The 12,727-nt window shown below is 71.1% G+C and carries 14 protein-coding genes; 7 read left to right on the top strand and 7 right to left on the bottom strand.

Annotation, left to right across the window (positions count from 1 at the left end; genetic code table 11):
- Positions 1 to 2: 2 nt before the first annotated feature.
- On the bottom strand, positions 3 to 2,462 hold the full coding sequence (locus G3573_RS04085) for a response regulator (protein ID WP_240454500.1): 2,460 nt from the start codon (positions 2,460 to 2,462) through the stop codon (positions 3 to 5).
- A 268-nt stretch (positions 2,463 to 2,730) separates the two neighbouring features.
- On the opposite strand from G3573_RS04085, the gene G3573_RS04090 reads away from it, so the two are divergent.
- The gene (locus G3573_RS04090; protein WP_163259578.1) at positions 2,731 to 3,330 is read left to right on the top strand and encodes an outer membrane beta-barrel protein; all 600 of its coding nucleotides are present in this window, start codon (positions 2,731 to 2,733) and stop codon (positions 3,328 to 3,330) included.
- A gap of 260 nt (positions 3,331 to 3,590) precedes the next feature.
- Entirely contained in the window at positions 3,591 to 4,172 is a 582-nt protein-coding gene (locus G3573_RS04095) for a porin family protein (protein WP_163259579.1), read from the top strand.
- Between the two features lie 76 nt (positions 4,173 to 4,248).
- Here the strand turns inward: G3573_RS04095 and G3573_RS04100 are convergent, their stop codons facing one another.
- Positions 4,249 to 4,938, bottom strand: a complete 690-nt coding sequence (locus tag G3573_RS04100) for a glutathione S-transferase family protein (RefSeq protein WP_163259580.1) — start codon at positions 4,936 to 4,938, stop codon at positions 4,249 to 4,251.
- Positions 4,939 to 5,063: 125 nt separating this feature from the next.
- On the opposite strand from G3573_RS04100, the gene G3573_RS04105 reads away from it, so the two are divergent.
- The 5 genes from G3573_RS04105 (at position 5,064) to phhA (ending at position 7,979) form a co-directional block, all read left to right on the top strand.
- A complete protein-coding gene (locus G3573_RS04105) occupies positions 5,064 to 5,576 on the top strand; it encodes a hypothetical protein (protein ID WP_163259581.1) in 513 nt (170 codons plus the stop codon).
- Positions 5,573 to 6,040 (top strand): hypothetical protein, encoded by a 468-nt coding sequence (locus G3573_RS04110; RefSeq protein ID WP_163259582.1) that lies wholly within the window; start codon positions 5,573 to 5,575, stop codon positions 6,038 to 6,040. Before G3573_RS04105 ends, G3573_RS04110 begins: the two co-directional genes overlap by 4 nt.
- Positions 6,037 to 6,582, top strand: coding sequence for a hypothetical protein (locus G3573_RS04115; protein WP_163259583.1), 546 nt, complete (start codon positions 6,037 to 6,039; stop codon positions 6,580 to 6,582). Before G3573_RS04110 ends, G3573_RS04115 begins: the two co-directional genes overlap by 4 nt.
- Complete coding sequence (locus G3573_RS04120) at positions 6,575 to 7,021, top strand: hypothetical protein (RefSeq protein WP_163259584.1); 447 nt, start codon at positions 6,575 to 6,577, stop codon at positions 7,019 to 7,021. The genes G3573_RS04115 and G3573_RS04120 overlap by 8 nt, the downstream gene beginning before the upstream one ends.
- A 73-nt stretch (positions 7,022 to 7,094) precedes the next feature.
- Positions 7,095 to 7,979 carry a phenylalanine 4-monooxygenase gene (gene phhA, locus G3573_RS04125; RefSeq protein WP_163259585.1) on the top strand — a complete coding sequence of 295 codons (885 nt, stop codon included), beginning with the start codon at positions 7,095 to 7,097 and terminating at the stop codon, positions 7,977 to 7,979.
- A 13-nt stretch (positions 7,980 to 7,992) separates the two neighbouring features.
- Here the strand turns inward: phhA and G3573_RS04130 are convergent, their stop codons facing one another.
- The 5 genes from G3573_RS04130 to G3573_RS04150 all read right to left on the bottom strand — a co-directional run bounded on the left by G3573_RS04130 (position 7,993) and on the right by G3573_RS04150 (position 12,697).
- A complete protein-coding gene (locus G3573_RS04130; RefSeq protein WP_163259586.1) occupies positions 7,993 to 9,825 on the bottom strand; it encodes a hypothetical protein in 1,833 nt (610 codons plus the stop codon).
- Between the two features lie 194 nt (positions 9,826 to 10,019).
- Entirely contained in the window at positions 10,020 to 10,796 is a 777-nt protein-coding gene (locus tag G3573_RS04135; protein ID WP_205598060.1) for a L,D-transpeptidase, read from the bottom strand.
- A gap of 155 nt (positions 10,797 to 10,951) precedes the next feature.
- A complete protein-coding gene (locus G3573_RS04140) occupies positions 10,952 to 11,809 on the bottom strand; it encodes a L,D-transpeptidase (protein ID WP_163259587.1) in 858 nt (285 codons plus the stop codon).
- Between the two features lie 7 nt (positions 11,810 to 11,816).
- Positions 11,817 to 12,125, bottom strand: coding sequence for a hypothetical protein (locus tag G3573_RS04145; RefSeq protein ID WP_205598061.1), 309 nt, complete (start codon positions 12,123 to 12,125; stop codon positions 11,817 to 11,819).
- A gap of 182 nt (positions 12,126 to 12,307) precedes the next feature.
- Positions 12,308 to 12,697, bottom strand: coding sequence for a hypothetical protein (locus G3573_RS04150; RefSeq protein ID WP_163259588.1), 390 nt, complete (start codon positions 12,695 to 12,697; stop codon positions 12,308 to 12,310).
- Positions 12,698 to 12,727: the final 30 nt, after the last annotated feature.

The raw sequence follows: 12,727 nt of genomic DNA on the forward strand, positions 1-12,727 counted from the left end.
TGTCAGGCCGCCGCGCTTTCCGCGTCGTCGTCGGCGGCGGGCGTCAGCGCCTCGTTCAGCGCGGTCAGCAGGGCCACGGCGGTGACCGGCTTGGCGACGTGGCCGTCGGCCCCGGCCTGCTCGGCCGCTTCGCGGTGCTCGGGCATGGCGTTGGCGGTCAGCATCAGGATCGGCGTGCGCGGCGTGCCGGCCGACTGCTCGTGGGCGCGGATGCGGCGGGTGGCTTCCAGCCCGTCCATCACCGGCATCTGCATGTCCATCAGCACCACGTCGTAGCGGTCGCGCTGCAGAGCTTCGACCGCCTCGGCGCCGTTCTCGACGGTGGCGACCTCGACCCCGAAGTCGGCCAGCATGACGCGCACCACCTGGCGGTTGGTCGGGTGGTCGTCGGCCAGCAGCACGCGCACGGCGCGCTCGGCCACCGGCTCGGGTTGGGCCGCCGCGGCGTCGGCCCCGGCGTCCTGGGCGGCGGGCGGCAGGGGCAGCTCGGCCCAGAACACCGAGCCCAGGCCCGGCGTGGAGTCGCAGTCCAGCGTGCCGCCCATCAGCTCGGCCAGCTGGCTGGAGATGGCCAGGCCCAGGCCTGAGCCGCCGTAGCGGCGGGTGATCGAGCCGTCGGCCTGTTCGAAGCGGCCGAACAGCCGGTGCTTCTGGCTGGGATCGAAGCCCACGCCGGTGTCCAGCACCGCGAAGCGCGCGCGGTCCTCGCCGGCCGACTGGACCGACAGGGTCACGCGGCCGGTCTCGGTGAACTTCACGGCGTTCGAGACCAGATTGACCAGCACCTGGCGCAGGCGCGCGGAGTCGCCGACGCAGACGGCCTCCATCTCAGGCGCGATCTCGACTTCCAGGGCCAGGCCTTTCTCGTCGGCGCGCAGGCGGCTCAGCGCGGCCACGGCGCGGACCAGGTCGCCGACGTGGAACGGGGCGTTCTCGACCGCCAGCCGGCCGGCTTCGACGCGGGCCAGGTCCAGCACGTCCGACAGCAGCCGCTCCAGGGCCTGGGCGGAGCTGTCGACGATCTGCGCCATCTCGTGCTCGCGCGGCGGCAGGTCGGCCTTGGCCAGCAGGCCGGCCAGACCCACCACGCCGTTCAGCGGCGTGCGGATCTCGTGGCTCATATTGGCCAGGAATTCGCTCTTGGCCCGGTTGGCGGCCTCGGCCTGCACCTGGGCGGCCTTCAGCCGGCGGGCGGCGCGGCGCTGCCAGACCAGGGTGGCGGCGGCCGACAGCACGAACACGCCGGCGATGGCGAACATCCAGTGCTGGGCGGCGATGACGTCCTGCTGCAGGGCGGCGTTGCGCCGGGCGGTCTCCAGCTGCTCGCGGCGGCGCTGCAGCTGGCCCTGCATTTCCGAGGTGATCTGGTGGACGCCGGCGTTGAACTTCCGGGCCGAGCTTTCGGCGCGGTGCTGGTAGTAGGCGCGCTGCTTCTCGAAAGCTTCGTCGTAGTGGCCCTGGGCGCGCAGCACCTCGGCCTCGACCTGCAGCAGGCGCGAGCCGCCGCCGACCGCGCGCAGGCGGACCAGGTCGTGGGACGCCGCCGCCGTCTGGCCGGTCTGGGCGCGGGCGATGGCGCGCATGGGCAGCAGGGCGGGGGCCAGGAACTCCGCGCCCTTCAGTTCCTCGCCCATGCCGTCGAAGCAGGCCAGCACCTCGCGCGGCGCGTCGCGCGCCTCGCGGACCATGCCGCACAGATAGCGGTCCCACTTCTTCAGGCTGGCCAGGTCGGAGCGGGACGCCAGCCGGTGGTGGGCTTCGTAAAGGTCGTTGGCCAGGTCCTTCTCGCCCAGCCGCACCGACAGGGTGGCCAGGTTGTAGACGCTGTCGAAGTCCGGGCGGGGATAGCCGGTGGCGGCGGAATCGAACTCGAAGCGGCGGAAGGCGTCGGCCGCGCCCTGCAGGTCGCTGAGCTCCATCAGCACCAGGCCGGTGATCTCCCAGACGCCGGCGCGTGCCGTGGCGGCGTAGCGGTCCTTGGCCGGGATCAGGGTGTCGGCGAAGGCCAGCAGCTTCAGGGCCGAGCCGACCTGGTCGGTGCGCAGGATGTAGGCGCGCATGCGAAGCGCGTGGACGCGGGCGTACCAGTCGGTCTCGGCGGCGGCGATGCGGGCGATCTCGGCCGACGCGCTCTCGTCGCCCTCGTCATAGCGGGCGCGCGCGGCGTTGATGCGGGCCATCGACAGATAGCGCGCGTCCTGGTCGCGTTCGGCCTGGGCGCGCAGGCGTCCGTTCCACAGCTCGAACTGCTCGAATTCGGACTGGTTCAGATAGACCCAGGCGACGTGCTGCAGGCGGTCGAGCCGCTCGCGGCCCTCAAGCTTCATGGCCGCATCGCCGAAGGCGGCCAGCGCCTTGAAGCTGGTGTGGTCGGCGCGGTCCTCGACGGCGCGCGCCAGGGCGTGCGGCGCGTCGGTGCGCGTCGGCTGCGCGTGCGCGCCGAAGGGGAGGGCGGACGCCAACGAGACCGCCAAAACCGGACCAAGAACTCTGACGCCGCGCATCGCTGCTCCCAGGACGACGCACTGTCCGACGGCGGCCTTAGGAAAGCGTGAAGGGCGCGGCCGCTTGCGGCCAAGTGCGACGGGAGTTCGTGTGGCGCTACCGCAACGGTTGTATAATTTCACCGTGTAGCGCCCGGTTACCGCAGCTTTCACGTGCAAAGCGGCCTAGAGGGAAAATTGTCGGTTTTTCTTCCGACGTCGAATTGTTTCCCGAGGGGGGATTTCAGTGAAACTGTTCGCTTCGGCCGCCGCTGCGGCCCTGATCGTCGCGTCCGCTTCGGCTGCTCAGGCCGGTGACACCTACGCCCAGGTCGACGCCGGTATCGTCGCGGGCGGCTCGTACGACCTGACCGTCGACGATCCGTTCTTCTCGGGCTCGATGAGCAGCGACGCCGAGATCGGCTTCCTGCTGAGCGGCCGCGTCGGCAAGGAGCTGGACAACGGCTTCGCCGTCGAAGGCGAACTGCTGGTGACCCACAACGGCGTCGACGCCGACGAGCTGGGCCTGGGCGACGTGACCAACACGAACACCCTGCTGATGGTCAACGCCAAGTACGCCTTCCACTCGGACAAGGACGTCTCGCCCTACGTCGGCGCCGGCGTGGGCTACGGCCAGTCGCAGTACGAGTTCGCGGACGTGGGCTCGGACGACGACAACGGCGTGGCCTGGCAGCTGCTGGCCGGCTTCACCTACAAGAAGGACGGCCGCGTCTGGGACTTCGGCTACCGCTACATCGACACCCCGGAATACAAGATCGGGGACAGCGGCACGACCGTCACCGTGGAAGGCGACATCCACGCCGTGACCCTGGGCGTGCGCTTCTAAGCGTCGCCAGATCGGGAAAGGGCGCCGAGCCGCAAGGCCGGGCGCCCTTTCTCTTTAGGCCGCAGGCGCGCGCAGGTCTTGAACCCAGATTTCCGCCCGCCGCGCTTCCTCCTCGATGCGAGTGTGGTTCTCGCGTCACAGTAAATTCAAATAAAAGTTGTTGTGTGCAGTTTTACATTTCTAGGTTGAGGAAACGGCTCTAGGCGAATGCGAGCCGAGCTTGTTCGGCCTTCGCTGTTCGTTTTCCCAAGGGGGATCTAGTGAAACTGTTCGTTTCGACCGCCGCTGCGGCTCTTATCGTTGTCTCCGCTTCGGCGGCTCAGGCTGGCGACACCTACGTCCAGCTCGACACCGGCCCGATCGTTGCGGGCTCCGCCGACGCGACCGTCGACGGCATCGGCACTGCCGGCACCGACACCAAGTTCGGCTTCCTGGGCGGCGTCGCCTACGGCATGGACATGGGCAACGGCCTGGCCGTCGAAGGCGAACTGGTCGCCGCCTACAACGGCGTCGACATGGGTGTCGAAGACCCCAGCATGACCACCCTGCTGCTGATGGCGAACGCCAAGTACACCGTCCAGACCGACATGGCCTGGAAGCCGTACGTCGCCGCGGGCGTGGGCTACGGCAAGGTCGACTACGACCTGAACGGCGGCTCGATCGACGACTACGGCGTCGCCTGGCACCTGAAGGCTGGCGTCCAGCACAAGACGGAAGCCGGCAAGATCGTCGAAGTCGGCTACCGCTACACCCAGGCGCCGGAGCTCAAGGCGACCGACGGGTTCGACACCCTGACCATCGAGACCGGCACCCACGCCGTGACCGTGGGCGTGCGCTTCTAAGCGTCTGATCGCCAGATCGGGAAAGGGCGCCGGGCCGCAGGGCCGGGCGCCCTTTTTCTTTAGGCCGCAGCCTTCTCTAGGCCGCGGGGGCGCGCAGGTCTTCCAGCCAGGTCCCCGCCTGCCGGGCCTCGGCCTCGTGGCCGGGCTCGCGCCAGGTCTCGGCCAGGGCGTCGGCGTACCAGGCCCGCATGGACGGCAGGTCCAGCACGCGCCGCACATAGGCCGCCGCCGGCGCCGAGAGCTCCAGCCCGTAGGTCTGCGCGCGGAAGGCGACCGGTGCGAAGAAGGCGTCGACCGCGGTGAAGGCGCCGCCCGCCAGGAACGGCCCGCCGAACCGCTCCAGCCCCTCGCGCCACAGCTCGTCGATGCGGGCGACCTCGGCGTCCAGGGCGGGAGAGGTCGCCGCCAGCCGCACGCGCAGGCCGCAATTCATCGTGCAGGTGTTGCGCAGCGCGCCGAAACCCGAGTGCATCTCCGCCGCCGCCGAGCGGGCCCAGGCGCGCGCCTCGCGCCCGGCCGGCCAGACGCCCGGGTGCGCCTCGGCCAGGTATTCGCAGATGGCCAGCGAGTCCCAGACCTGGGTCGCGCCGTCGATCAGGCACGGCACCTTGCCGGTCGGCGAGAAGTGGCGGAAGGCCGCCCAGCTCGAGCCGGTCTCGAACGGGACCAGCCGTTCCTCGAACGGGACGTCCAGCGCGCGCATCAGCACCCAGGGGCGCAGCGACCAGGACGAGTAGTTCTTGTTGCCGATGTAGAGGACGTACATGCGCGCGGTCTCCGGACGGGAGGTCCGGCGTACGGCGATCCGCGTCGAGCGGCAATCCGCGCCGCCGTTAGGGTCCGGGCAAGGCCGGCGCCCGATGATCGCGGCGAATGCGGGAGCAGCCGGACGTGCGTGCGTATCCAGGGTTCGGCCGGCGCCGGTCGCCGGAAGACATCTCCAGCCGTCCCGCGTCCGTCGGCGAGCCCGCGGACGCGCCGGTCGAGGCCGCCCCCGGAATGAGCTGGGGCAGGCGGCTGAAGCTGCTGGTCCTGATCATCCCGATCGCCTTCGCCTGGCAGGAACTGGACCTGGCCACCGCCCGTCAGGCGGCCTCCGACGTGTCGCCAGGGCTGCGGATCGCGGCCGAGCGTTACCAGACGCCGAAGGGGTGTCCCGGGTCGGCCTGGGACGAAGGCCAGCGGATGCCCAGGGCCTGCGTGCGCGGGTATGGCATCCCCTCTGGGGAGATCTGGGCCTACGGCTTGACGTCTCCTCCGCCGAGCAGCTTGGGCTTGGCCCTCCAGGTCTGGTTCCGGGCCGGCGACGACGCGGTGCTGGCCCATTGCGGGCTGGGGGTCGGCTGCAAGGCCACCTATGTGGTGCGCGGCCGCTTCTACGACGCCTGGGAGCCGCGCGCGTGATCCGCCGCCGGTCAGGTTCAGACGACGCGACGGACGACAATCCGCCTGTCCCGACGGCGTGGCGGGAAGGCTGGGGCAGGCGGCTGAAGCAGCTCGGCTTCATCATCCTGATCGCCTTCGCCTACGACGAGTACAAGCTGGCTCGCGCGCGCCAGTCCGGCTCCGACGTGTCGCCGGGGCTCCGGATCGCAGCCGCGCGCTACCGGACGCCGAAAGGCTGCTCCGGCGCGAACTGGAACGAGGGCCAGCGGATGCCGGCGGCCTGCCAGCGCGGCTACGACATCCCGGACGGCGAGGCCTGGGGCTACGGGCTGACGCCGCCCGCCGGCGGGATACACGTGCGCCAGCACTGGTTCCGGGCCGGCGACGACGCGGTGCTGGCCTATTGCGGGCTGCTGGTCGGCTGCAAGGCCACGCTGGTGGTGCGCGGCCGCTTCTATGACGCCTGGGAGCCGCGCGGATGATCCGAAAGGTCTTCGGCCGGCGCGGACGCGAGCCGGCGCCGACGGGCGAGGGATCCGAGCTGGACGCCTGGCGGCGCGGGCGGCTGGACGCGGCCTACGAGAAGATCGAGCTGCGCACGAAGCGCGCGCGCAAGCCGTGGCTGGAGGCCGGCCTGATCCTGGCCGCGATCGTGACGGCGCTGGCCCCCGACCTGACCCTGCTGGGCGACCTCGCCCCGGGGGCGGTCGACCTGTCGCCGGGCCTGAAGGTGTCGTCCCGGTCCTACGAGGCGCCGGACGGCTGCCGGCCCCGGCTGAACTGGCGGGCGGGCGACTGGATGGCCTTCGCCTGCCTGAACGGCGCCGCCGCCCTGCCGGACTGGAAGCTGACGACCTACGGCCTGGGACGGCCGAACCGCTCGCGCGGCCGCACCGGCCGCTCGCTTCGGCAGAAGTGGGTGAGGGTGGGGCCGGACGCCCTGCTGGTCCGCTGCGGCCGGCTGGTCGGGTGCCGGGTCACGCGGGTCGTGGCCGACCGTTTCGTGGAGAGCGTGAGTGGTTGAAGCCAAGCGCCGGCGGCGCAATTCCGGAGACGACCGTTGGCTGTTGGCCGGACTGGCCGCCTTCGCCGCGATCCTGCTCGGCTTCGACCTGTGGCTGTTCGGCCCGCCGAAGCCCGAGGCGTTCGACCTGGAGCCGGGCCTGCGCGTCGCGGCCGGACCCTATCGACGTCCTGAGGGCTGTCCCACGCGCTATTGGCGGACGCAGGACTGGATCGCGCGCGCCTGCCTGGACGACGGGGCGACGATCGAGACCTGGGGCGGGCGCCGCTATGGGCTGAGTTCGCCCGGCGAGGGCCAGAGCCACGGCGCGGCGCAGGCGTGGGTGCGGGCCGACGACGACGCCGTCCTGGTCGAATGCCACCGCCTGGGCGGCTGCCGGGTGGCCGGCGTGGTCCGCGGCCGGTTCAGCCCCGAACCCGTGCTGTCGGCGACCCCGTAAGGGCTCGGCGCCGGTATCCCCCGCGACGCTCGCGCGTTAGACTCGCTCCTGTTTCAGGGTATAGGCGTCCGCCATGAGCGACTTCGAGCACGTCTTCGACACCCCGCCGCCGGGCGCCGCGGCGGACTGGACCATCCCGCAGGACTGGGACGCCTACACCGACGTCGAGCACCAGACCTGGGTGACGCTCTACGAGCGGCAGATGAAGATCCTGCCTGGCCGGGCCTGCGACGCCTTCATGAAGGGGCTGGACGCGCTGGACCTGCACGGCGGCGGCATTCCCGACTTCCGCAAGATGAACGCGGCGCTGCAGAAGCTGACCGGCTGGACCGTCGTGGCCGTGCCGGGGCTGGTGCCCGACGACGTGTTCTTCGACCACCTGGCCAACCGCCGCTTCCCGGCCGGCCAGTTCATCCGCAAGCCGGACCAGCTGGACTACATCCAGGAGCCGGACGTCTTCCACGACGTGTTCGGCCACGTGCCCATGCTGTCGGACCCGACCTTCGCCGACTACATGGAGGCCTACGGCAAGGGCGGCGCCCGCGCGCTGGCGCTGGGCCAACTGAAGAACCTGGCGCGGCTCTACTGGTACACCGTCGAGTTCGGCCTGATGGAGACGCCGCAAGGCCTGCGCATCTACGGCGCCGGCATCGTCTCGTCGAAGACCGAGAGCGTGTTCTCGCTCGAGGACGCCTCGCCCAACCGCCTGGGCTTCGACCTGGAGCGGGTGATGCGCACCCTGTACCGGATCGACGACTTCCAGCAGGTCTACTTCGTGATCCCCTCGATCGAGAGCCTGCTGGCCGAGACCACCAAGGACTTCGGCGCGATCTACGCGCGCGTGAAGGACCAGCCGGACCTGCCGATCGAGGAGGTCCTGGCGGCCGACAAGGTCTTCACCCGCGGCACCCAGGCCTACGCCCGCGCCGGCGGCCGGTTCGCGAAGAAGGCGAGCTGAGCCGAACTCGCGCCTAGCGCAGCAGGGGCGCCACGGCGGCCCGGTCGGCCGCGTTGAGCTCCAGCCGCGCCGCCGTGCGGAAGCTCTCTCGCGCGGCCTGCGCCTGGCCGGCGGCGGCCTGAGCCCGTCCCAGGGCCAGGTGAAGCGCGCCCCAGTGCGGAGCCAGCTTCACCGCGTCGTGATACTGGCGGACCGCCTCCGCAGGCTTGTTCTGCAGGATCAGGGCGTCGCCCCAGAGCTTGCGCGGCTCGGCCCAGTTCGGTCCCTTCCGGACCGCCAGACGGGCCTGGGCGAGCGCCCCGGCCGCATCGCCCCGCACCAGGTAAGCTTCGGCCCAATCGTTGTGCGCCGCGGGCAGGGACGGGGTGATCCGCACGCTTTCGCTCAGCCAGTGGTCGGCCGCGCGCGCGTCGCCGGCGTAGGCTTCGACCAGCCCGCGGGCCCGCACGCACGGCGCACAGTCCAGGTCGGTCGGCGCGATGGTCGCCCGCGCTTCGGCGATCCGCCCCAGCTTCGCATAGGCCAGGGCCAGCACCGTGCGCGTAAGAGCGGTCGGATCGGCCTGGTAAGGGCCCCGCTCATGGTCGCCGGTCGCGGCCAGCACGTCGGCCAGCCTGGCGCGGACAGCCTCCCAATCTCCGATGGCCCGCGCGAAGGCGGACTCGACCTCCACGGTCGGCCCGAACTGCGCCTGAAGCCGCGCCATCGCCTGCGGCGTGGACAGGCCGTTCGCCTGCAGGATCCGGCGTGCGGCCGCCGGGTCATGCCCTTCGGCCATGGTCAGGGCGGCGCGCACGAGCGCCGCGCTCTTGAAGCTCGCCACGGCCAGGTCGACGCCCGTCTCCGAGAGCTCGCCCGCTCGCCCCAGGTCCCCGACGAGGGCGGCGCGCGACGCCTCCGCTTCGTTCAGCATGTCCGCCGCCCACCCGGGCTCGAATTCCCGTCGGGCGGAGCCGGCGTCAGCCAGGAACCGCCCGAGTTCCTGATAGCCGCGCTCTTCCTGTCCGAAGCCGCCCACGGCCTGCGCCAGGTTGAAACGGGCCGGCGCGAAGCGCGGGTTCTTTCTCAGCGCGACGCCGTAGTAGAATTCCTTTTCGGCCAGGGTCTCCGCCAGGTTTCCCAGCCCGTAGTAGCCCCACAGCTGTTCGTTCTTGTCCGTGCCGGCGACCAGCCGCTGCAGCACCGCCCTGGCGTCGTCGATCCGATTTTCACGGACGAGCCAGACCGAGTAGCGGTAGGGCTGGGTCTCCGCGTAAATCGCCTCGGCGCCCTTTTGCAGCAGGGCGTCCAGCTCGTCCTCGGCCCCTTCCGAGCGCGTCGCGGGCGTCGCGCCGACGCGCGTGGTCACGGCGAGCCGTCCGTCGGCCAGGCGGAAGACCTCGCCCGACAGACGGGTCTGATCGCCCAGCCAGGCGCGCAGGTAGCGCCGGGCCTCGCCGATCGAAACGCCGGTGCTGGGAATTTCGATCTCGATCTCGTCGCCCCAGTTGTCGGCGTAGGTCGAGGCGGCGCGCGTGGAATCCGTCTGGGCCTGCATGCCCCGCAGCTTGTCCAGCATCTGCGTCGCCAGGACCGGGCCGCTCAGGCCACGCTCCACGAGCTCGGGCGGGGCGGCGAACGGCTCGACCACCACGCCCCCGGCCTGTGACGCGTCCCAGACCAGCAGGCCCGCGGCGGCCAGCGCGCAGACGCCCAGGCCGGTGAGGATGAAGTCGCGCCAACGCTGACGGCCCAGCTGCGCGGTCTGGGCGTCGATCAGCCGTTCGTGCTTGAGCAGAAACCGCCGGGTCGGGCTGTCCGGAGCGGCGGCGCCGTGCTTCTCGGCTTCGAGGGCGATGTCGATCACGTCCAGCGTGGTCGGGAGCGCCTCCGCGACATCGATAGAGGAAGCGCCCGCCGCGGCGACCTGATCGCCCCTGCGCCTCGCCCGCCTGGCCATTCCCCCTCCGGCACGCTGCTTGGACAAATATCAGTGGTGTCCAAACATCGCCCTGTTCGGGAGGTTTTGTCGACAGCGCCGGCGCGCGAGGAAGCTTGCGCCTACCGGCCGCCGGTGCTCGGCCCGACCAGGGCGGCCTCGGTGACGCCCAGCGACGGGAAGACCTCGGCCAGGGTGCGCGCTTCCGGCAGGACGTAGACGATGCCGCCGCGCTGCTTGAAGGCGGGCGTCACCACCTCGTCGAAGAAGGCGTCGGGCACGTTGATGCAGCCGTAGGTGATGCGGTTGTCGGCCGGGCTCGGCGATTTCAGGCGCTGCCAGCGCCCCTCGCGCGGACCGGAGCGGCTGAGTTCGCGAAGCGGGTGCAGGGCGACCGCCGCGTCATAGTCCATCCACAGCGACTTCTTCTTGCCGCCGTTGGGCCGAAAGCTGGTCAGGAAGCGGCCCGCCGGGGTGGTGCGCTCGCCCGGCTTGATCTTCTCGATGGGCCGCTTGCCGATGCCGGGGACGGAGTCGTCGCCGGCGGCGTAGCCCAGCAGCACCGGCACGGCCCCGTTCGGGCTGCCGTCGGCGTTGAAGACGAAGGCCGCGGCCTTGCGCTTGTCGATGACGACGAAGGGCAGGCCGCCGTTGTCGTGGCTGGCGACGACGCCTGAGACCAGGCCGCTCACGGCCGGCGAGGCCACGGGCGTGGCCAGTTGCACCGGCTTGGCCTTGGCCTTCGCCTTCGCCTTGGCGGCTGCGGATTTGGCGGTTTGCTTCGCAGCGGGCTCGGCCGCCGCGGACGTCGCGACCGCGCCGGCGGCCAGCAGGCCCACGCCCAGGGCGCAGGCCGTGAAAATCTTTCTCAGGCCCGCGGCCGATCCGTACGCTTGCAACACACACTCCCCAGACTTGCGCGCCTTGCGAACCTCAGGTTCTGGGCCTTCCACCCGTCGCACGCTCAAGCTCGAGGGTATCGGCCTGCACTGTGGCCGGGTCGAGGCGCCGGACGCGCGATGCGGTCTTCCGCCGCGGCGTGGTCCGGGACGCGTCATCCCGGTGCGCTCGGCTGGACGGCGGGGGCTTCGGCCTCGTCCTTGGAGCGCCGCGAGAACCACTTGCGCCAGCCCTTCTTCTCGCCCTGCGCCGACGCCTTGGTGAAGCCGGCGTCCTCGCCCAGCGTCGGGAAGACGTCGTGCAGCGGGCGCGCCTCGGGCAGGACGTAGACGATCCCGTCGCCGTCCTTGAACACGGGGGCCACCACCTTGTCGAAGAAGGCGTCCGGCACGTTGATGCAGCCGAAGGTGATGCGGTTGTCGCCGGGGCTCGCGGTCTTCAGCCGCTGCAGGCGATGTTCGCGCGGATCGGACAGGGTCACTTCGCGCACCGGGTGCAGCGAGATCGCGGCGTCGTAGTCGACCCACAGCACCTGCCTGGGGCCGTTCGCCCGGAAGCCGGCCTCGAAGCGGCCGGCGGGCGTGGTGCGTTCTTCCGGCGTGATCTGGGCCAGCGGGCGCTCGCCGATGCCGGGCACGGAATCGTCGCCGGGGGCGAAGCCGATCAGGGCCGGGCTCGCCGCGTTCAGGGTCCCGTCGGGGCGATAGACGAAGACGGCGGCCTGCAGCTTGTCGACGATGACGAACGGTCGCTCGGCGTTGTCGTGGCGGGCGACCACCCAGTCGGCGAAGGCCGTCACTGTGTCCGAGGCGGCGATCTTGGCGGCCTTGGCCGGCTTGGCCTTGGTCGCGGTCTTTTCGGCCTTGGGCTTGGAAGCGGCCTCGGCCGGCGTGACGAGCACGCCGGCCGACACCAGGCCTAGGCCTAGCGCGCAGGCCGCGAGGGCGGTCCTCAGGCGGCCGCTGGAAGCCGCCGCCTGTCCATCCCGGACCGTCTTCACGAGCCCGCGCACGCGCGCCTCAGTTCCGGGGCGACCGGACGGGGGCGGCGCGCTGACGCTCCAGAGCGTCGACGCGGCCCGAGAGCTGGTCGATGCGCTGGTTGGCGGTCCGGGCTTCGCCGGCCGCGGCCTGGGCCGCGCTGGAGGCGGCGTCGGCGCGCTGGGCGGCGTCCGTCGCCTTGGCGTCGACCGCGTCGATGCGGGTGTTCACCCCGGCGATCTGCTCGTCGACATACTTCGTCGAGGCGCAGGCCCCCAGGCTGGACGCGCCGAGGAGCAGGATGGAGGCGAGCCAGACACCCGGCTTCCGAACGTTGGCTTGGGTCATAGTTTCCAAGTTCCCTTGTTGCGGAATTTGGAATGTTCCTCAGCGGCTGCGGTTCCACACTAAATGCACCGCTTGCACGCGCCGCGGCGCGCGTTGGCTGAAGATCCTTGAGGAATGTGCGCAGTTTCAGCTACTTACGCCTGCGTGCGGCTAAAATGCAGATTTCTGCAATTTGCGTCGGGTCAGGCTCGTTTCGGCTTCGGCCGGCTGAGCTCGATCATCTTGATCCAGCCCACCAGCGTCATGGCCAGCAGGCCCGCGCCCCACAGCAGGCCGTAGATCCACGTGGGCGTGTCGTGCAGGCCGAAGGCCTCGGCGATCCCGAAGCCCGACGCGGTGACGAACAGCGCGATGGCCAGCACGTCGGCGCCGGCGATCAGGCGCAGGCCGCGGCCCTTCTGCCGTCCGGCGCGGGTGAACAGGAAGCCGGTGATGCTGCACGCCACGGCCAGCACGACCAGGTGCGGGGCCAGCGCGTCCTGCACCACGGGGCCCAGCGGCGTGCGGGCGAACCAGCAGGCGAAGGCCGCCGCGAACAACGCAATCGACGACAGGTGGAAGACTGCGCTCATCAGAGCCTCCTGTGGTCCCACCGACGGCGC

It is taken from the genome of Caulobacter sp. 17J65-9 (assembly GCF_010975005.1).
Classification (GTDB): domain Bacteria; phylum Pseudomonadota; class Alphaproteobacteria; order Caulobacterales; family Caulobacteraceae; genus 17J80-11.

What these genes read in the sequence shown, in the direction of transcription:
- G3573_RS04115 (WP_163259583.1), top strand. Translation starts at nt 6,037, where the DNA reads ATGATCCGAAAGGTCTTCGGCCGGCGCGGACGCGAGCCGGCGCCGACG.
- G3573_RS04145 (WP_205598061.1), bottom strand. Translation starts at nt 12,125, where the DNA reads ATGACCCAAGCCAACGTTCGGAAGCCGGGTGTCTGGCTCGCCTCCATC.
- G3573_RS04100 (WP_163259580.1), bottom strand. Translation starts at nt 4,938, where the DNA reads ATGTACGTCCTCTACATCGGCAACAAGAACTACTCGTCCTGGTCGCTG.
- G3573_RS04150 (WP_163259588.1), bottom strand. Translation starts at nt 12,697, where the DNA reads ATGAGCGCAGTCTTCCACCTGTCGTCGATTGCGTTGTTCGCGGCGGCC.
- phhA (WP_163259585.1), top strand. Translation starts at nt 7,095, where the DNA reads ATGAGCGACTTCGAGCACGTCTTCGACACCCCGCCGCCGGGCGCCGCG.